Below are 17,996 nucleotides of genomic sequence, written 5' to 3' on the forward strand. Positions count from 1 at the left end.
GGATTTCGTGACACATTTGCTAGAAACGAAAAATCTTTGCGTATCTTTTGGCGAGCATCATGTTATTAAGGATGTGAATTTAACAGTACAAAAAGGAAAGCTCATTTCAATTATTGGACCAAATGGTGCAGGAAAGACAACGCTATTCAATTTACTAAGTGGACAAATTTCTCCAACAAAGGGTGAAGTATATTTTAAAGGACAAGAGATTACAAATTTATCAATTTCGGATCGTACTCGATTAGGAATTGGTCGTTCTTTTCAACTTACAAATATATTCCCAGAGTTAACGGTACTTGAAAATGTTCGTTTAAGTGTTCAATCATTTGTGCAAGATTACTATAGTTTTTTTCCGAGTTCGGCAAAATTTAAGCAACAAGTTGGAGAGGCGAGACGTTTCTTAAAAACAGTATTACTTCACGAGAAAGAACATGTATTAGCGAAAGATCTAGCGCATGGGGAAAAACGAAAGTTAGAGCTTGCGATGTTATTAGCTTTAAAAACGGATGTGTTACTACTTGATGAGCCGACGGCAGGTATATCAGTTGAGGAGGTACCGGCTATTTTACAAGTGATTGAAAATATTAAGAAACATCCAGAGAGTACAATTGTACTTATTGAACACAAAATGGATATGGTACTAGGTTTGTCAGACCATCTTATCGTTTTATTCCATGGAGAGTTATTGGCTGAAGGTTTGCCCGAAGAAATGATGAAAGATGAGCGTGTACAAAGTGCTTATTTAGGGGGATTATATAGTGGCACTATTACAAGTGAATAATATAGAGACGTATTTAGAGCAGTTTCATATTTTACAAGGGGTATCTCTTACTGTTGAGAAAGGAACGATTACTGTACTGTTTGGAAGAAATGGGGCAGGGAAGACTACGACATTACGTTCGGTTATGGGATTTCACCATATCGCACATGGTGAAATTTATTATGATAGTACACAAGTAAATGGATTATCTACACATTTAATTTCAAGGAAAGGAATAGGGTATGTACCAGAAAATCAAGGTATTTTTCACGACCTGACAGTAGAAGAAACATTCGCTCTTGCTAGGGGGAAGGGAGAAGAAGCGGAAGAAAAAATAGACTGGATGCTTGAATTATTTCCAGATTTAAAGCAATTTTGGCACAAAAAAAGCGGACTCTTAAGCGGAGGGCAAAAGCAAATGCTAGCAATTTCAAGAGCATTTATTAATAGTGATGGTTTATTACTTATTGATGAGCCGAGTAAAGGCTTGTCGCCCATTATGATAGAAAAATTAATGATAGCCATTTTGAAAATGAAAGAGAAAACAACAGTTTTACTCGTTGAACAAAACTTTATGATGGCTAGTCAAATTGGTGATTACTTTTATATTATGGATAACGGAAGAATTGTTCATAACGGTTTTATGCATGAATTAAAAGAGGATAAGGAAATGTGTCACAAATATTTAGGAATCTCTTAACATGAATCCGGGGTGAGAAGGATGGATGTGTTAATCAATTTATTTGTAAATGGGATTTCAACAGGGATGCTCATTTTTTTATTAGCGTCAGGTCTTTCACTTATTTTCGGTTTAATGAGCGTTCTAAACTTCGCACATGGTGGGTTATTTGCATGGGGAGCTTTTACAGGTGTATGGATATTTAATACAACTGGAAGCTATTTACTCGCTTTAATTGGAGCAATTGCTATGGGGATGTTTCTTGGATTCATTTTAGAAAGATTCCTTATTAGACCGGTATATGGAAATCATGTTCGCCAGCTTCTTGTGACGCTTGGAGGAATGCTTGTACTTAGTGAATGTATTAAAGTATTTTGGGGGCCAAATCCAATTGGTGCTAAATTACCGTTATGGTTACAAGGTAGTTATACATTTGAAGGCGTTATATTAATTAAATATCGTCTATTCGTTATTTTAATTGGGATCATCATTTACATTGCCTTACTATTATTGCTCAAAAAAACAAAGATAGGACTTATGATTCGCGCTGGTGTAATGGATAAAGAGATGGTTCAAGCGCTCGGTATTAATGTAAAAGCGATATTTTCTTTCGTCTTTTTATTAGGAGCAGGGATGGCGGCTTTGGGAGGCTTCTTATTAGCACCGTATTCAGGTGTTATTTTCGCCGAGATGGGTATGCAGTATGCGATTTTAGCTTTTATAGTAGTGATAATTGGAGGATTAGGAAGCGTACAAGGTTCAGCAATCGCTTCTTTAATTGTTGGATTAGCTGGTGCTTTTACAGCATATTTTATACCGGATTTATCACTTGCAATTAATATGTTAATGTTACTATTTTTCTTAATAGTGAAGCCAACGGGACTTGTTGGTGAAAAGGGGTGAAATGGTGAACAGCACATCGAATCGAATTAAAGTATACTTCGGAGTATTTATGCTCATTTGTTTAAGTGTATTTCCATTCGTAAATGATTCACGGAGCTTGTTAATTTTGTTCACTCAAATCTTCATCTTTGCTATTTTCGCTATGAGTTTTGATGTTCTCCTTGGATATACAGGTATTGTTTCATTCGGTCATTGTATGTTCTTTGGTATAGGGGCGTATGGGGTAGCACTTTTATTTGATCGACAAGGGGTGTCTATCACAAACTTTTTTATAGGAATAGCAGCCGCAATTATTGTATCAGCCATCGTTAGTTATATAATCGGTTTGCTTTCTTTACGGCTGAAAAGTCATTTTTATGCAATGTTAACGCTCGCTATTTCCCAGCTGTTTTTTGTACTTGCTGAAAAATGGCGTTCACTGACTCATGGAGGAGATGGATTTACATTTCGTGTACCAGATATATTCCGTGATCGTTTTACATTTTATTATATAACATTTATATGTCTAATCAGTATTTTCATTTTGTTACGTCTTTTCACAAAATCTTCAATTGGGAAAGTGTTAAAGGCGATTTCACAAAATGAACAACGAGTTGAAGCACTTGGCTATAAAGTTCTTCATTATAAAATTATTGCTAGTGTTGTTGCAGGAGTAGTTGCAGCGATTAGCGGTGGTTTATTTGTTATCACTTTACGCTTTGTTAATACAACTGTATTTTCAATTGAAATGACATTAAATGCATTATTGATGACAATGATTGGGGGAGTTGGAACTTTAATCGGAGCAATCGCTGGAGCTGGGATTATTGAATCATTGAAATATTATTTATCCGAATTAGCGACGGAATATCCGATTTTTGAACGATGGACGATCATTCTTGGTTTATTATACATTATCGTGCTACTAGTTTTTCCGAAAGGGTTAGTTGGAACAGTTAAGAAGTTGAAGAATTTTAAAAGAAGTAAGAAGGAGAAGAGTACAGGGGTGGAGCAGAACGTGTGAAATAAGTCTTCAAGATGGAAAGGGATGTCCTAGTAGTTAAACATATTAACTACTAGGACATCCCTTTTTATTTTATTAGGCCGTACGATAGTATATGAAGTTATATTAGCGATTCGACAAGGGATATCTATTTACCCGTAAAATACGACAAGTGTAGCCTCTTTATTAATTAAATAGTTCACCTGGAATCACTTTATCTAAGTCTCGAGTTGTAAAGAAGTTAATAGGTAGTTTTTCAACCGCGACATTTTCAACTGGAACTAATTTATCATTTCTAATCGGTAAAAAAGCTATCCCATTTCCCTCAACAATAAACTCTTCAATAAGCGAATAAGAATCTAACTGTTGAAGTTGATGCTGAGATAGATTGTTTTCTTTTAGAAATTGTATTGTCATATTTCTAAAAGGGCACTTTTTATCGTTACTAACAAAGAAAAGTTCTTTTGAAAAGTCAATGTTACACTGTTCTTTCGCTTTTAATAAACCTACAGAAATTGAAGTGGTGAATACTTTTTTAAACGCTGCGTCGGGATAATCCTCATAAGTTATGACCATATCAACTTTTTGTTGCTGTAGTAGTTTTTGTAAATGGCTACTACTTTCTATATAAATTTGATAATTCCTGAAATTTTCTTTAATACGCATACTTAAATAATTAGTCAAAATAGATTGTGACGTCGCTATTACATAAGAAGATGCACTTGTTTTAATTTCATCTTTGGCTTCTTCTAAAAGAGCTAATATTTTATTCGTGTAGTCTAATAAAATGTCACCAGAAGGTAACAGGGAGACACCTTTGTTATCTCTATGTAGTAAAGGCGTTTCTAATTCTTGTTCTAATTTTTTGATTCGCTCAGTTACATTTGGTTGTACATAGCCTAGCTCTTTAGCGGCTTTACTAATAGATCCTTCGTTAGCTACAGTTTTAAATATGATAAGATCATTTATTTCCATTCATTTCAGCCCCTTATACGGTATCATTATAAATGATATCAAACATAATTTATACCTATTTTACGTCAGCCGATCATCGGTTTATCATTATATATATAAGATCGAAAGTGAGTGATAAACATGATTGGTATGCAATATAAGGTCATTTTGCCAAAAGATTATGATATGGGGACTATTAGAGAAAGGGTGAAAAAGAATGGTTATAAAACGGATGGTTTTCAAGGGTTGAATTTTAAGGCTTATTTAATTGCTGAGGCAGGTAAGGATGGGGGTTTCCATAATTGTTATGCACCTTTATATATTTGGAATGGTCATGAAGGGATGAATAAATTTATCTTTGAAGGGTATTACGATAATATTTTGCAATCGTTTGGGTGGCAACAAATAAATATAGGTGTTCCATTAGTTGTTAATTTAAGTAATGATTTTAGAAAAAGTAGATATGCTGTTGAATATGCAGGGAGTATTTCTCAAAGTAAATCGCTGATTGGGACGCAATTAAATAAAGTAAATGAAAATGTGCAAAACATAGAAAAATGTTTAGGGAATGTAATAGTTTATAATCCGGATAAGTGGGGATATAGTCAATTCAGTTTTTATAAGGAAAAGCCTGAAATAGATGTAATGGACGATGTTACTATTTATGAGATTTTACATATTTCACGAGGATATGTTGTTGAATGCTAAATTAAGAAAAAGGAATGAAAATCTATGCCTTTTGTGAACGTTTATTATCATGAAGATATATTAAATAAAGAAGAGTTGAAAAAGATAGGTGAATGTATCCATCTTTCATTAATTGAACATTTCGACATCCCTGAAAATGATTATTTTCAAATATTTTTACCTTATCAACAAAATCAATTTTTGTATAATCCATATTATTTGTTGGAAAGAGGAGAAATGAGAACTGAGAATATGATTCATGTTTCTATTACATGTGGACCTGGAAGAACAGTGCAACAGAAAAAAGGTTTGTATCAATCTATATCCTTTGAAATTTCAGCATGTTCTAATGTGAAAGTTACTGACATTTTTATTACATTACATGAGATAGCTGCTGAAAACTGGTCATTTGGTCAAGGGATGGCACAATTGGTAAAAATGAAGGGAGCAAAATGATGAATGAACCAATTGAATTCTATATTCCAAAGAAAATGAGAGAAGTAGCACCTGTATTTTCTCATTATAGTGAAGAGATATTATTTGAGGAAGTGTGGCGGGATGCCGCTTTAACATTAAGAGAAAGAAGCTTATGTACATTGTCGGCACTAATCAGTCTTGGTAATACAGAACAATTACCATTTCATCTGAAGCTAGCTAAACAAAATGGGATAATGGAGAATGAATTAGTTGCATTAATAACACATATGGCTTTTTACGTTGGTTGGCCAAAAGCTGTGGCAGCTTTAAATATAGCAATGAATGAAATGGAAAGTTAAGAATAATGATTTTGGGAGGTATTTTTAACATATTTCTACTTGCATTACTATCACTTGAGTGGTAAAGTGATAGTAAGATCAACGCTAGGAAGTGATGAAACATGCGTGAAAATACGATAGGATCGTTAATATGGCTACGTTTAATACGATTTACGAACCAAAGTAATCAAATGTCAAATGAGTTTTTAAAACGTTTTGATTTAACAACAGCCCAATTTGATGTGCTTTTGCAAATACGGACTTATCAGCCATTAACACAAATGGAGTTAGCAGAAAAGGTTACCGTTACACAAGGCGGTATTTCTCGAATGTTAACACGTCTTGAAAAAGAAGGATATATTATACGAAAACAAGATTGGAAAACGAAAACAATTAGTCTTACAGAGCAAGGGGAAGCGGCTTTAGAAAGAGCATTGCCAGAGCAACTTGCATTTCAATCATCATTTTTTGATGATGTATTAAATGAAGAAGAGCAGAAAATACTATACGAGTTGATGTCAAAAGTTCATAAGCATAGTGAAAAAAAAGAATTACCGAATGAGTAATTTTTTTTACTCAATCAATTGACTAATCAAGTGATAAAGAGGAGGAAGTTTTATGTATACAATTCCAGGACATCACCACATTTCTATGGTGACTAAAAATGCGAAAACGAATAATAATTTTTATCGAGATGTTTTAGGATTACGCCGGGTGAAAAAGACAGTCAATCAAGATAATCCATTTATGTATCATTTGTTTTATGGTGATTTAACAGGGAGTGCCGGAACTGAATTATCATTTTTTGAAATGCCGAATGTAGGTAGAACAATCCGTGGTACAAATGCAATAACACAAATAGGCTTGCTCGTACCTTCAATAGAAAGTCTTACATTTTGGAAGAGACGTTTTGAGTCACTCCAGGTGGCGCATGGGGAAATTACAACTTACGCCGGAAGAGACGCACTGCACTTTGAAGATCCAGATGGTCTACGGTTAGTGCTGTTAAATAATAAAGATGAAGAGGTGCCTGAATATTGGACTGCATGGGATGAATCTTCTGTAGAGCAGAATCATCGTATTTTAGGCATGGGAACAGTTGAAATGACAGTGCGCAGTTTAAATAAATTATCAAAAACATTAACAGGTTTGTTTAGTTATAAAGAAGTATCTCGTTCAGACGATGAGGGGATTTATCAATCTATCGATGGTCAATCTTTTGGAGAAATTTTGGTGAAACAGCAAGATGGAGAGAGTGAAAGACCAGGAAAAGGAAGTATTCATCATTTAGCTATTCGTGTGAAAAATGATGAAGAACTGAGTTATTGGAATGAAGCGGTGAAAGATAAAGGGTTCCAATCAACAGGGATTATCGATCGCTTTTATTTTAAAAGTTTATATTTCCGTGAGTCAAATGGCATTTTATTTGAGATTGCGACGGATGGACCAGGATTTATAGTAGATTCAACAGTTGAAGAATTAGGAAAAGAGCTGGATTTACCACCATTTTTAGAAGAGAGAAGAAAAGAGATTGAAGAGAAATTAATACCGCTTTATTAAAAGGGAGAGAGCAACTATGGAAAAATACCGTATTGATACAAGTAAGGGAATTGAATTTGGATTATATTCAATTGGAGATCATATTTTAAATCCGCATGATGGTTCGAAAATAAGTGCAGAAAAAAGAATTCATGAACTAATTGAAACAGCTAAGTTAGCAGATGAAGCTGGAATTGATGTGTTTGCTGTCGGTGAAAGTCATCAAGCGCATTTTACAACGCAAGCTCATACAGTTATTTTAGGAGCTATTGCACAAGCTACGAAAAACATTAAAATCGCGAGTTCTGCAACAGTATTAAGCACGTCAGATCCGGTTCGTGTATATGAGGATTTTGCCACAATTGATTTAATTTCTAATGGTCGTGCTGAAATCGTTGCTGGTCGTGGATCTCGTATTGGGGGATATAGTTTACTTGGTTACGATGTAAATTATTATGAAGAACTATTTGAAGAGAAGATGGATCTTTTATTAAAAATAAATAAAGAAGAAAGTGTAACATGGAAAGGGCAGTTTAGAACGCCACTTGAACATGCGGCAATTATACCGAGAGCTAAAAATAACAATATGCCAATTTGGCGTGCTGTTGGAGGGCCACCTGCTAGTGCAATTAAGGCAGGACGCGCAGGTGTACCAATGATGCTTACGACACTTGGTGGCCCAGCTGTTAATTTTAAAGTTTCGGTTGATGCATATCGTGAAGCAGCTGAGCAAAGTGGTTTTGATCCAGCAACATTACCAATTGCGACAACAAGTTTATTTTATACAGAAGAAAATTCACAAGATGCACTTAGTGAATTTTATCCTCATATTAATGCTGGTATGCTTGCGCTACGCGGTGGTGGGTATCCAAAACAACAATTTACTAACGCAGTAGATCACCGTGATGCGTTAATGATTGGTAGCCCGCAACAAATTATTGAAAAAATGCTTTATCAATATGAATTATTTGGACAGCAACGTTTTATGGCACAGATTGATTTTGGCGGTGTACCATTTGATAAGATTGAGAAAAACATTGAATTAATTGCTACTGAAATTATGCCGGCTGTTAGAAAATATACAACGAAATAATGAAAAAAGTACCGGGAATATAATCTATTCTCGGTACTTTTTTATTTAGTCAGTTTGAAAAATGACAAAAAAACGAATTTTATGTCTAGAGAAAGGGGAGTTTTTTTCTATTTGTGAATAACAATATTGTTGATTTGAATTTTGGAAATACATTTTTCTCTTGACAAAAATCTAACGTGTTTTCAGGTTTGGTTCAAGGACATTTTTCAAAGGGAAAGTCAAGCGTATGAAGAGAAAAACATAATAACAATTGATATAAGAGTGTGTTGTATGTTTGAAAAGTACGTTTTTAAAATGTGAGAAATCTAATTCAAAAAAATTACAAAAGACATATTTCAGACAAAATCCTGTCAATAATACGTCAAAAATCACCTGAATTTATTATGTAAGTATATTATACAATTCGATTAACGAATAAAACACTACTGAAATAGTGAAAAGGTAAATCGTATGAAGAAAGTTCTTTTGTAATTATCTAAAAAACTGACAATCTATATTTTCAGAAAGTACATAAACGAATTTATCTTTTTGTATTTCCAAATGATTGAATTGTTCGTTATGAAGTGAATTCATACAATTCAATCGATATTACGATATAAAAAAATATGGAGGAAGTGACTTTAGCATGGAAACGCTCGAATTGGCACGAATACAATTTGCATCAACAACGATTTTTCATTACTTTTTCGTTCCGCTGTCTATAGGTTTAGCTTTTATCATTGCGTTAATGCAAACGTTGTATGTGGTAAAGGGACAAGAAATTTATAAAAAGATGACTAAGTTTTGGACACAAATATTCCTTGTTAACTTCGCGGTAGGTGTTGTAACAGGTATTTTACAAGAATTTCAGTTTGGTATGAACTGGTCAACGTATTCACGTTTTGTTGGTGATGTTTTCGGACCATCACTTGCAATTGAAGGTTTATTAGCATTTTTCATTGAGTCTACATTCCTAGGTTTATGGGTATTCGGTGAGGATAAACTTCCGAAGCGAGTTCACCTTTTATGTATTTGGCTCCTCTCAATAGGAACAATGTTATCAGCATTTTGGATTTTAACTGCAAGTGCATTTATGCATGCCCCAGTAGGATATGAAATGGCAGCAGATGGACGTGCACAGATGAATGATTTTTGGGCGATTATTCAAAATCCACAATTATGGGTGCAATTCCCACATACAATCACAGCGGCAATTGCAACTGGTGCATTCTTTATTGCAGGTGTAAGTGCATGGAAAATATCAAAAGGTCAAGAAACTGCGGTGTTTAAAAAATCGTTCCGAGTTTCTATCGTTGTTGGAACAATTACAACTGCATTGGTATTATTTTTCGGTCATGCACAAGCACAAAATTTAATTAAGACACATCCGATGAAAATGGCAGCAGCTGAAGCATTATGGAATACGAGTGAGGATCCAGCGCCATTTACAGTATTTGCAAAAATTGATACAGAGAAGAAAGAAAATTCGTTTGAAATTCAAATCCCTTATATGCTAAGTCTATTGTCATACGATAAATTTAGCGGTCAAGTTGAAGGGATGAACCAAATTCAAAAACAATATGAAGAAAAATATGGACCTGGAGATTATATTCCGCCAGTACATACTATGTTCTGGAGTTTTAGAGCGATGGTAATGAGTGGAACATTCATGCTTCTTTTAGGAATGTACGGCTGGTTCTTATCAAGAAAAGATCGCTTAACTGAAAACCCTTGGTATTTAAAAATAATGGTATATGCAATTGCACTACCGTTTATCGGTAATACAGTAGGTTGGATTATGACTGAAATGGGACGTCAGCCTTGGGTTGTCTTCGGTGTTATGAAAACAGAAGATGCTGTATCTCCAAACGTTTCATTTGGAGAAGTATTATTCTCTCTTGTTTCATTCACATCACTATATTTAATTGTTGGAGGAATTACTGTTTACTTATTCGTTCGTATCATTAAAGGACATGCGAATAAGAAAACGAAAAAGGATTATCAAAGCCATGATCCATTTGATAAGGAGGAAGAGTATGTTATCTCTTAATGAGTTGTGGTTTCTAATTATCTCAACCTTATTCGTTGGCTTCTTTGTACTTGAAGGTTTCGATTTTGGTGTAGGAATCGTTTCAAGGTTTTTAGGGAAAAACGATTTGGAAAAACGTATATATTTAAATACAATTGGGCCGTTTTGGCACGCAAATGAAGTATGGCTTGTTTGTGCTGGTGGCGCTATGTTTGCGGCATTCCCGCACTGGTATGCAACTTTATTTAGTGGGTTTTATATTCCATTTGTGTTTATGCTTCTTGCATTAATTATAAGAGGTGTTTCCTTTAAATTCCGTGCGAAAATAGAAAATCATAAATGGAAGAGTTTCTGGGATTGGGGCATGTTTATTGGAAGTTTGCTACCTCCTATACTTTGGGGAGTTGCAATCGCGAACTTTATGACAGGTGTACCAATTGATGGAAGTAAAAATATGGTAGGCGGATTTATGAAATTACTTCACCCATTTGCGTTACTTGGGGGAGTTATGTTTCTTCTTCTATGTATTGTTCATGGTTTGCAATTCCTTACTATACGTACAACAGGAAAATTACGAGAACGCGCACGTATTGCCGCGACAAAGATTGCACCTTTTGCATTAATAACACTTCTTGTTTTTGCAGCTGTAGGGTTATGGAAAACAGATATTTTCACCGCACATGGTTCAGAGTGGCTAATGGTTCCAATTGGAGCTTTTGTAGCGCTATTTGTTTCTACTTTATTAAATAAAAGAAGAAGAGATGGTTGGGCTTTCTTTATGACGAGTTTAACAATCATTTTGTTAAGTGCAAGTGTGTTCATCGGTATGTTCCCGCGTGTCATGATTAGCTCATTAGGAGCGGTAAATGATTTGACAATTTATAATGCGGCATCAGGACCTTATGCATTAAAACTGATGAGCTATTTTTCTCTTGCTATTTTACCGTTTGTTATCGGTAGTCAAATATGGAGTTTCTATGTATTTAGACAACCTGTTAAGTCAGACAAAGATTTGGAGTACTAATGAAAAGAAAAAGAGGACTTCCGTCGTATCCTGGTAGCCGAGTTTTATATGTAACTTTAAGTCTTATTAGCATTTTAGAGGCGTGTAGCATCATTGCGCAGACAGTATTTTTAGCACGAGCAATCACATTTTTATTTCATGGAGAAACAGTGCAAGCTGTGCTAAATGAAACTGTTTATTTTGGGATCACGTTTGCAGCACGCCAAATGTTAGTGCGAACATCGCAAATATTGGTTGAGCGTTTCGCTGAAAAAACAGGATTTGCATTACGTAAACAGTTAATAGAAGCATATTTTACGTTAGGGCCGAGATTTGTCCAAACGAATGGGACTGGTCATCTGGTTACTTTATCGATAGAAGGTATTGAGAAATTTAAAACATATATTGAATTGACAATTCCTAAAATGATTAGAAGTAGTATCGTTCCAGGGCTAATTGTTCTATATGTTTTTACACTGGACATTAAGTCTGGAATCATTTTAGTTGTAACGATTCCAATTGTGATCATATTTATGATCCTTCTAGGATTAGCAGCGCAGAAAATGGCGGATAGCCAATATGAGACATATCGTGTACTTTCTAATCATTTTGTAGATACGTTAAAAGGATTAGAAACATTAAAGTATTTAGGGAAAAGTAAACAGCACGAAGGAAAGATTGAAAAAGTAAGTAAACGATATAGAAAAGCAACGATGCGTACTTTGCGAGTTGCTTTTCTTTCTTCTTTTGCATTAGATTTCTTTACGAGTTTATCAATTGCATTTGTAGCAGTTGGATTAGGGATACGGTTAATAGATGGGACAATTATACTGTTGCCAGCTCTTACGATTTTAATTTTAGCGCCGGAATATTTTCTGCCGATTAAGCAAGTTGGAGCGAATTATCATGCTACATTAGATGGACAACTTGCAATGGAGCAAATAGAAGAAATTTTACAGAAACAAAAAGAAATAGAAAAGAAAGATTCAAATGTAGATATAGTATGGAATTCTTCTAGTAGTTTGAAATTACAAGATGTAAAAGTAAATAATGATGAATCTGAAAAGGCTATATTAGAGGGAATTGATTTTACTTGGCAAGGTAACGGTGCTATAGGCATTATTGGTGAAAGTGGGGCAGGGAAATCAACGTTAATCGATGTGTTAGCAGGATTTCTACCGCCTTCGGGTGGGAAGATGTTAGTAAATGGTGTGGAAATTGGTGAATCTACTCGAGAAGATTGGCAAAAAAATATTGCTTATATTCCGCAGCAACCTTATATTTTTCCGCTTTCATTAAAAGATAATATTTGTTTCTATGAAACGAATACAATTGATGAAGAAGTTGAGAGAGTTATTAATGAAGTTGGTCTTCGTTCGCTCGTTGCATCATTACCACATGGGATGTACGAAAGAATTGGAGAAGGTGGACGTATGCTTAGTGGCGGACAAGAACAACGTGTCGCTATGGCACGTGCACTTTTAAGTAAAAAGCCAATCATTTTATTAGATGAACCTACAGCACATCTTGATATTGAAACTGAATTTGAAATAAAGCAATCGATGTTACGTCTGTTTGAAGGTAAGTTAGTATTTCTTGCAACGCATCGTCTGAATTGGATGAAGCAAATGGATCATATTCTTATTTTAAATAAAGGGGAAATTAAAGAAAGTGGAACATATGAAGAACTTTTAAAGAATGAGACATTACATTTTCATAGGGAAGAGAGGGGAGAGCGATGAGTAATTGGATTAAACCTTATATACAGCAAAATAAAGGTAGAATGACGTTGACTATTTTCCTCGGGCTTCTTGGAGTTAGTTCAGGTGCGATGCTACTTTTCATTTCAGGTTATTTAATTTCTAAATCTGCTCTCAGACCAGAAAATGTAATGGCTGTATATGTTCCTATAGTTGCAACGCGTGCGTTTAGTATAGGGCAAGCTGTCTTTCATTATTTAGAGCGTTTAGTAGGGCATGACGTCGTTCTACGAATTTTAGAAAAAATGAGAACAAAACTATATAGAATTGTAGAACCACAGGCGTTATTTTTACGCTCTCGATTTCAAACTGGTGATGTACTAGGTGTATTGTCTGATGATATAGAACATTTACAGAATCTATATTTACGTACAATATTCCCTAGTATATTAGCGTTAGTTGTATATAGCATTTTCGTAATTGTTATCGGTGCATTTGACTTAGTATTTGCACTTATCGCAGCTTGTATGTTAGCTGTTATTGTTTTTCTTCTCCCATTCGTATCACTACTTTTGATGAAACGACATCATGTTGCTTTGAAGCGAGGAAGAAATCGTTTGTATCAACAATTGACAGATGCTGTATTTGGGTTATCTGATTGGCAGGCGAGTGGTAGAAAAGATGAATTTATTAATGCGTATGTAGAGCAAAATGTCCAGCTGTTAAAGACAGAAAAGAGAGTGAAACGCTGGTACCATATTCGAGACAGTATCATTCATTTAATAGTCGGCATTGTAGTTATTTCAATGATTATGTGGACTGGAAATCAAGCAGCAAGTGAACAGATTGCACCTACAGTTATTGCAGCGTTCGTATTAATGACATTATCTGTGACAAATGCGCTTATCCCTATATCAGATGCTATTGATCGAATTCCATCTTATGTAGAATCTGCTCATAGGCTTAAAAGCGTAGAAAGTGATAGCATTTTGCAAGATGGAAATGAGTTACCTGGAGATAAAGATTACGTTGCACTAAAACATATAGATATTGAACTGAGTAATGTGTCGTATAATTATCCGGATAGTAATGAACCTGTATTAAAAGATGTATCATTGCAAATAAAGGCAGGAAAGAAAATTGCTATTTTAGGTAGAAGTGGAACAGGAAAATCTACTTTACTAAAACTGTTAACTGGGGCGCTACGTCCGGTGAGTGGGCAAGTTATATTGAATGGTGAACAAGCTCATACGGATTTTTTGTCAAAATATATTTCTGTCTTAAACCAAAAACCACATTTATTCGATACGACAATTGGAAATAATGTGCGGATCGGTAAACCAGAGGCTAATGATGAAGAGATATGGAGAGCTTTAGAGAAAGCACAGCTAGCACCACACATTGCTGCTCTTCCTGATGGATTACAAACAAAAATGCATGAAATGGGAAAGAGGTTTTCTGGCGGAGAAAGGCAAAGGGTAGCATTTGCAAGAACTCTTATGCAAGAAGCATCGATTATTGTGCTTGATGAACCGACTATCGGTTTAGACCCTAAAACGGAATTAGCCTTAATAGAAACAATGTTTTCTGCAACAGAAGAAAAGACTGTTATTTGGATTACACATCATCTTGTAGGAATTGAACATGTAGATGAAGTTATTTTCCTTGATAGTGGCCAAATCGCTATGCAAGGTAGTCACGAACAGCTACTGAAAGAAAATGAGAAATATCGTAGGTTATATGAGCTTGATAAAGGTATATAGGAATGAAATGCAAAAAAACACAAATTCTTGGTAGTTCAAGGTTTGAGTTTTTTTGTATTTGTGGTGAAATCATATAAGCCGTATAAGCTATTTGATCATGAAATGGTTATATATTGTTAGAAAGGGTGTTTAAAACCTATCCTTTCAAGGCAATACTTGAGCCATAGTGAATGGATTGTTGGAAGGCGTGATTATATGTTTGAAGAGGATGGCATTGTTTTAATACTGGAGCCTGCTGATGAGCGGAATATGAGGAAATTTATTTTTACAGTACCGAAGTCAGTTTATGAAAAAAAAGAAATTTTATTACATTACGGAACACCTTTAGGTCAAGGATATACGGACATTATAGAAGATATTATTAGTGTACATATAGACATAGATATTATAACAGTAATAGGGCATGTGAGAGGATAAAGAGAAACTTTAATTAGTGAGAGCTATACGTACTTGGAAAACAGACGTACTTAAAATAAGTATGTCTGTTTTTATATTTAAATGAAGATAGTTTCGAGGTACATGTTGAACAGGATAATAATGATTTTTCTAGAATGTATAAGAGGAAGATTAAAAAAATAAGATATGATGTGATAAAGTGTATAAGAAGAAAATAAAGTGTTTATAAATGAATAAAAGTATGGCAATTATTTAGGAGGTAAAAATGAAGTTTACAAAAACAATGTTACTTTCAATTGTAGTTTCAATTGGTTTGATGGGATGTTCGCTAGTAGAGGAAGGGAAGAACTCCATAGATTACGCTCAAAAAGCGACAGACTATGTAAATGAAATAAGTGCATTTGCAAATGAAGCGCCAGCATTAGCAGAAAAGGCCGTTAATGATGGGAAAGCCCGGAAAGAACTAGAAACGAAGCTTACTGAAATTAAACAAGATATACCAGCTTTTAATGAATTAACACCACCAGATGTAGCGAAGGATCTTCACCAGCAAATCGTCGGGTATAATGAAAAGTTAAATACATTAATTGATACATCTATGACAAAGATAGAGGAAGGGAAAATGAATGTAGAGCAGTTTAAAAACTCTGAGCTTATGCAGACGATAGAACAAGTTCGTGATTTGAAAGATAAGGTTCAAAATTTAGGGCAATAACAAAAAGATCCGTTTATCATAAACGGATCTTTTTGTTATTGTATACAATAGATGATTACACCAATGACAATAATAATGTTGCCAATGATTTTTCGTTTCGTGATTTTCTCCCCTAGGAAGTACCAACTGAAAATTAAAATGATGATATAACTTAATGATTCTAATGCAGATGCTTGCTTTAACGCCAAGCCCTTTAAGGCGATCACATTTAATCCGGCATTAATTACAAATAAAAAGTAGCCGATGATAACATAAGGATTCGCATATTCTTTTATTCTAGAATCGTATTGTTGTAAAGTAGCCTTTTTTAATAATATTTGTGAGTAATTGGCTAAAATTATCCCAAAAATAAATAATAACATATAACTATTCATCTTTTGTCACCACCACAATTCCGACGATAATAATAGCTGCGCCAAGTATGTGATTCCACTGTATCGTATCTCCAAATAGGAATACTGACCAAAGCATGGACCATAGTATGATAATCCCACGGTGTGAATATGCTCTAGAAATTTCAAAATTCTTAATGACTTGTTGCCATAGAATTGCATATCCGAATAAAAGTACAACAAGTCCGAAGTAAGCAATAAAAAATGAGATTGATGCAACAGGGAATTGAGCTGCCCATTTCATGTAAACCATAATGATAGAATATATCAAGAAGGCTACATGTAGAAATACATAGTTTTTAATAGTTGGTTTCATATATTCACTCTCTTTTACATATAAATACATACATTTGAAATGAATGTATGTAATCAATAGTTTCTTATTACATAATGTACATTGAAATTGTTTTTTCAGTACATATCATAGATTGTTGCTTATCATTTCACATTCCAAAATATATAGTAACATGTCTTCTATTGTAAAACAACAGAAGACATTAGGCACTATTTGTTATGAGTGATATCCACTTCCTTCTATTAAAAATGTAATTGTATTTTTAAGCATTACAAGATAGTGGAATAAGTGTCGTTAGTCTCTCCATCGCTCTATAATTTGTATCGTTTTATTTGTTGCATCCATCTCTACTTGAATACCTATTGGCAAAGTAATCATTGGATGAGTATGACAACAATCAAAATCGGCTAGAAAAGGAAGTCTTTGATTTTGTAATACTTCTAATAATATTTCGTAAGGTTTTCTATTTGTACCACAATCATCAAATTGCTCATGTTTTCCAAGGATGATACCTGAAACTTTATCAAAAACGCCGTTAATTTTAAGTAATGAAAAACTTCTTTCGATAGTAGCTGCATCTTTTGAGCTATCTTCAATAAAGAGAATGTCACCATCTTGAATAAGTGGCATATAGGGGCTACCCCAAATACCTTGTATAGTATTTAAATTCCCACCAATAATACGTCCAGTAGCTTTCCCACCAATTACTGAAATCCAATTGTTCGGTCGAAGATCTTTTTCTTTCGTTTTTTCTTCCCAATTAATAAATTCATCTGACCAAAATAACGGCTGGTTTATGTTGTAAGGAAGGTGTTGATCAGTTAATAAAGTATCCGCAAAATATTTGTACGTGCAATCTACGAAAGGCTCAAATTCACCAAAAGAAGGAACAAGTGCTGGACCATAAAATGTAGGAATTCCTGTTTTTGCATAAATTCCTAGTAATAATGCTGTTGTGTCTGAATAGCCAATCATTAATTTAGGATTCTTTTGAAAAGTCTCATAATCAATATAAGGTAGTAATGAATTTGAATTCAGTCCCCCAATTGTCGACATGATACAAGAGACGTTAGGGTTTCTAATCAAGTCATTTAATTCATCAGCACGTTCTTTAATGCTCCCGGAGCGATAATAATCATATTGACCTGTTAGTGAACCTTCTAATATATGAAAACCTTTCTGTTCTAAGTATAATTTTGCTCGCTCAAATCTCTTTGGAGAAGTATAGGTTACTGGTGAAGAGGGAGAGTAGATGCCAATTGTATCGCCATATTTTAATGCTTTTGGAAGTATCATTTGTATAAATCCTTTCTATTATATAGTGTTTTTGTGGTTCGGTATTATTGAATATTCTTATATTTTGTTGTTTTTA

The 17,996-nt window shown here is 34.3% G+C and carries 20 protein-coding genes; 16 read left to right on the forward strand and 4 right to left on the reverse strand.

Translation table 11 applies throughout. The annotated features are described in order from the left end of the window. Positions 1–7: 7 nt before the first annotated feature. From CQ058_RS11985 to CQ058_RS12000, 4 genes are read left to right on the forward strand one after another with little or no spacing between them, the layout of a single operon-like run. Positions 8–781 (forward strand): ABC transporter ATP-binding protein, encoded by a 774-nt coding sequence (locus tag CQ058_RS11985; protein ID WP_000149306.1) that lies wholly within the window; start codon positions 8–10, stop codon positions 779–781. Continuing rightward, positions 759–1,460, forward strand: coding sequence for a branched-chain amino acid ABC transporter ATP-binding protein (locus CQ058_RS11990; protein ID WP_105589711.1), 702 nt, complete (start codon positions 759–761; stop codon positions 1,458–1,460). Before CQ058_RS11985 ends, CQ058_RS11990 begins: the two co-directional genes overlap by 23 nt. Before the next feature lie 21 nt (positions 1,461–1,481). Further along, positions 1,482–2,342: a branched-chain amino acid ABC transporter permease gene (locus tag CQ058_RS11995; RefSeq protein WP_000382784.1), complete on the forward strand. Its 861-nt coding sequence runs from the start codon at positions 1,482–1,484 to the stop codon at positions 2,340–2,342. A 49-nt stretch (positions 2,343–2,391) separates the two neighbouring features. Then, a complete protein-coding gene (locus tag CQ058_RS12000) occupies positions 2,392–3,345 on the forward strand; it encodes a branched-chain amino acid ABC transporter permease (protein WP_002126891.1) in 954 nt (317 codons plus the stop codon). Between the two features lie 165 nt (positions 3,346–3,510). Here the strand turns inward: CQ058_RS12000 and CQ058_RS12005 are convergent, their stop codons facing one another. Further along, positions 3,511–4,299: a LysR family transcriptional regulator gene (locus CQ058_RS12005; RefSeq protein WP_002031321.1), complete on the reverse strand. Its 789-nt coding sequence runs from the start codon at positions 4,297–4,299 to the stop codon at positions 3,511–3,513. A 120-nt stretch (positions 4,300–4,419) separates the two neighbouring features. Here CQ058_RS12005 and CQ058_RS12010 point away from each other — a divergent pair, with 120 nt between their 5' ends. The 12 genes from CQ058_RS12010 (at position 4,420) to CQ058_RS12065 (ending at position 15,937) form a co-directional block, all read left to right on the forward strand. After that, positions 4,420–4,986, forward strand: coding sequence for a DUF4865 family protein (locus tag CQ058_RS12010; protein ID WP_002012326.1), 567 nt, complete (start codon positions 4,420–4,422; stop codon positions 4,984–4,986). Positions 4,987–5,010: 24 nt separating this feature from the next. Next, on the forward strand, positions 5,011–5,421 hold the full coding sequence (locus CQ058_RS12015) for a tautomerase family protein (protein ID WP_002031325.1): 411 nt from the start codon (positions 5,011–5,013) through the stop codon (positions 5,419–5,421). Further along, on the forward strand, positions 5,418–5,741 hold the full coding sequence (locus CQ058_RS12020; RefSeq protein ID WP_033709001.1) for a carboxymuconolactone decarboxylase family protein: 324 nt from the start codon (positions 5,418–5,420) through the stop codon (positions 5,739–5,741). The genes CQ058_RS12015 and CQ058_RS12020 overlap by 4 nt, the downstream gene beginning before the upstream one ends. 101 nt (positions 5,742–5,842) lie before the next feature. Beyond that, positions 5,843–6,286 carry a MarR family winged helix-turn-helix transcriptional regulator gene (locus CQ058_RS12025; protein WP_002012331.1) on the forward strand — a complete coding sequence of 148 codons (444 nt, stop codon included), beginning with the start codon at positions 5,843–5,845 and terminating at the stop codon, positions 6,284–6,286. A gap of 52 nt (positions 6,287–6,338) precedes the next feature. After that, positions 6,339–7,280: a ring-cleaving dioxygenase gene (locus CQ058_RS12030; RefSeq protein WP_002189274.1), complete on the forward strand. Its 942-nt coding sequence runs from the start codon at positions 6,339–6,341 to the stop codon at positions 7,278–7,280. Positions 7,281–7,296: 16 nt separating this feature from the next. Further along, a complete protein-coding gene (locus tag CQ058_RS12035; RefSeq protein WP_105589712.1) occupies positions 7,297–8,352 on the forward strand; it encodes an LLM class flavin-dependent oxidoreductase in 1,056 nt (351 codons plus the stop codon). 625 nt (positions 8,353–8,977) lie between these two features. Then, positions 8,978–10,381, forward strand: coding sequence for a cytochrome ubiquinol oxidase subunit I (cydA, locus tag CQ058_RS12040; protein WP_002012335.1), 1,404 nt, complete (start codon positions 8,978–8,980; stop codon positions 10,379–10,381). Continuing rightward, positions 10,368–11,384, forward strand: a complete 1,017-nt coding sequence (cydB, locus tag CQ058_RS12045; RefSeq protein WP_002141342.1) for a cytochrome d ubiquinol oxidase subunit II — start codon at positions 10,368–10,370, stop codon at positions 11,382–11,384. Before cydA ends, cydB begins: the two co-directional genes overlap by 14 nt. Then, positions 11,384–13,105: a thiol reductant ABC exporter subunit CydD gene (gene cydD / locus CQ058_RS12050; RefSeq protein ID WP_002189276.1), complete on the forward strand. Its 1,722-nt coding sequence runs from the start codon at positions 11,384–11,386 to the stop codon at positions 13,103–13,105. The genes cydB and cydD overlap by 1 nt, the downstream gene beginning before the upstream one ends. Beyond that, positions 13,102–14,826 (forward strand): thiol reductant ABC exporter subunit CydC, encoded by a 1,725-nt coding sequence (gene cydC / locus CQ058_RS12055; RefSeq protein ID WP_002189277.1) that lies wholly within the window; start codon positions 13,102–13,104, stop codon positions 14,824–14,826. Before cydD ends, cydC begins: the two co-directional genes overlap by 4 nt. Before the next feature lie 195 nt (positions 14,827–15,021). Next, positions 15,022–15,243, forward strand: a complete 222-nt coding sequence (locus CQ058_RS12060) for a hypothetical protein (protein ID WP_002031341.1) — start codon at positions 15,022–15,024, stop codon at positions 15,241–15,243. A 244-nt stretch (positions 15,244–15,487) separates the two neighbouring features. Beyond that, complete coding sequence (locus tag CQ058_RS12065) at positions 15,488–15,937, forward strand: DUF6376 family protein (protein WP_002189280.1); 450 nt, start codon at positions 15,488–15,490, stop codon at positions 15,935–15,937. Between the two features lie 35 nt (positions 15,938–15,972). Here the strand turns inward: CQ058_RS12065 and CQ058_RS12070 are convergent, their stop codons facing one another. The 3 genes from CQ058_RS12070 to CQ058_RS12080 form a co-directional block, all read right to left on the reverse strand. Then, entirely contained in the window at positions 15,973–16,311 is a 339-nt protein-coding gene (locus tag CQ058_RS12070) for an EamA family transporter (RefSeq protein WP_002189281.1), read from the reverse strand. Next, positions 16,304–16,645 (reverse strand): EamA family transporter, encoded by a 342-nt coding sequence (locus CQ058_RS12075; protein ID WP_002168607.1) that lies wholly within the window; start codon positions 16,643–16,645, stop codon positions 16,304–16,306. Before CQ058_RS12075 ends, CQ058_RS12070 begins: the two co-directional genes overlap by 8 nt. Positions 16,646–16,918: 273 nt before the next feature. Next, positions 16,919–17,920, reverse strand: a complete 1,002-nt coding sequence (locus CQ058_RS12080; RefSeq protein ID WP_002189282.1) for a S66 family peptidase — start codon at positions 17,918–17,920, stop codon at positions 16,919–16,921. Positions 17,921–17,996: the final 76 nt, after the last annotated feature.

The sequence above is a fragment of the Bacillus sp. MYb56 genome (assembly GCF_002976445.1).
GTDB classification, from domain to species: domain Bacteria; phylum Bacillota; class Bacilli; order Bacillales; family Bacillaceae_G; genus Bacillus_A; species Bacillus_A mycoides.

Coding starts and splice junctions, on each gene's coding strand:
- CQ058_RS11995 (WP_000382784.1), top strand. CDS start 1,482: ATGGATGTGTTAATCAATTTATTTGTAAATGGGATTTCAACAGGGATG.
- CQ058_RS12000 (WP_002126891.1), top strand. CDS start 2,392: ATGCTCATTTGTTTAAGTGTATTTCCATTCGTAAATGATTCACGGAGC.
- CQ058_RS12005 (WP_002031321.1), bottom strand. CDS start 4,299: ATGGAAATAAATGATCTTATCATATTTAAAACTGTAGCTAACGAAGGA.
- CQ058_RS12010 (WP_002012326.1), top strand. CDS start 4,420: ATGATTGGTATGCAATATAAGGTCATTTTGCCAAAAGATTATGATATG.
- CQ058_RS12015 (WP_002031325.1), top strand. CDS start 5,011: ATGCCTTTTGTGAACGTTTATTATCATGAAGATATATTAAATAAAGAA.
- CQ058_RS12020 (WP_033709001.1), top strand. CDS start 5,418: ATGATGAATGAACCAATTGAATTCTATATTCCAAAGAAAATGAGAGAA.
- CQ058_RS12025 (WP_002012331.1), top strand. CDS start 5,843: ATGCGTGAAAATACGATAGGATCGTTAATATGGCTACGTTTAATACGA.
- CQ058_RS12030 (WP_002189274.1), top strand. CDS start 6,339: ATGTATACAATTCCAGGACATCACCACATTTCTATGGTGACTAAAAAT.
- CQ058_RS12035 (WP_105589712.1), top strand. CDS start 7,297: ATGGAAAAATACCGTATTGATACAAGTAAGGGAATTGAATTTGGATTA.
- cydA (WP_002012335.1), top strand. CDS start 8,978: ATGGAAACGCTCGAATTGGCACGAATACAATTTGCATCAACAACGATT.
- cydB (WP_002141342.1), top strand. CDS start 10,368: ATGTTATCTCTTAATGAGTTGTGGTTTCTAATTATCTCAACCTTATTC.
- cydD (WP_002189276.1), top strand. CDS start 11,384: ATGAAAAGAAAAAGAGGACTTCCGTCGTATCCTGGTAGCCGAGTTTTA.
- cydC (WP_002189277.1), top strand. CDS start 13,102: ATGAGTAATTGGATTAAACCTTATATACAGCAAAATAAAGGTAGAATG.
- CQ058_RS12060 (WP_002031341.1), top strand. CDS start 15,022: ATGTTTGAAGAGGATGGCATTGTTTTAATACTGGAGCCTGCTGATGAG.
- CQ058_RS12065 (WP_002189280.1), top strand. CDS start 15,488: ATGAAGTTTACAAAAACAATGTTACTTTCAATTGTAGTTTCAATTGGT.
- CQ058_RS12070 (WP_002189281.1), bottom strand. CDS start 16,311: ATGAATAGTTATATGTTATTATTTATTTTTGGGATAATTTTAGCCAAT.
- CQ058_RS12075 (WP_002168607.1), bottom strand. CDS start 16,645: ATGAAACCAACTATTAAAAACTATGTATTTCTACATGTAGCCTTCTTG.
- CQ058_RS12080 (WP_002189282.1), bottom strand. CDS start 17,920: ATGATACTTCCAAAAGCATTAAAATATGGCGATACAATTGGCATCTAC.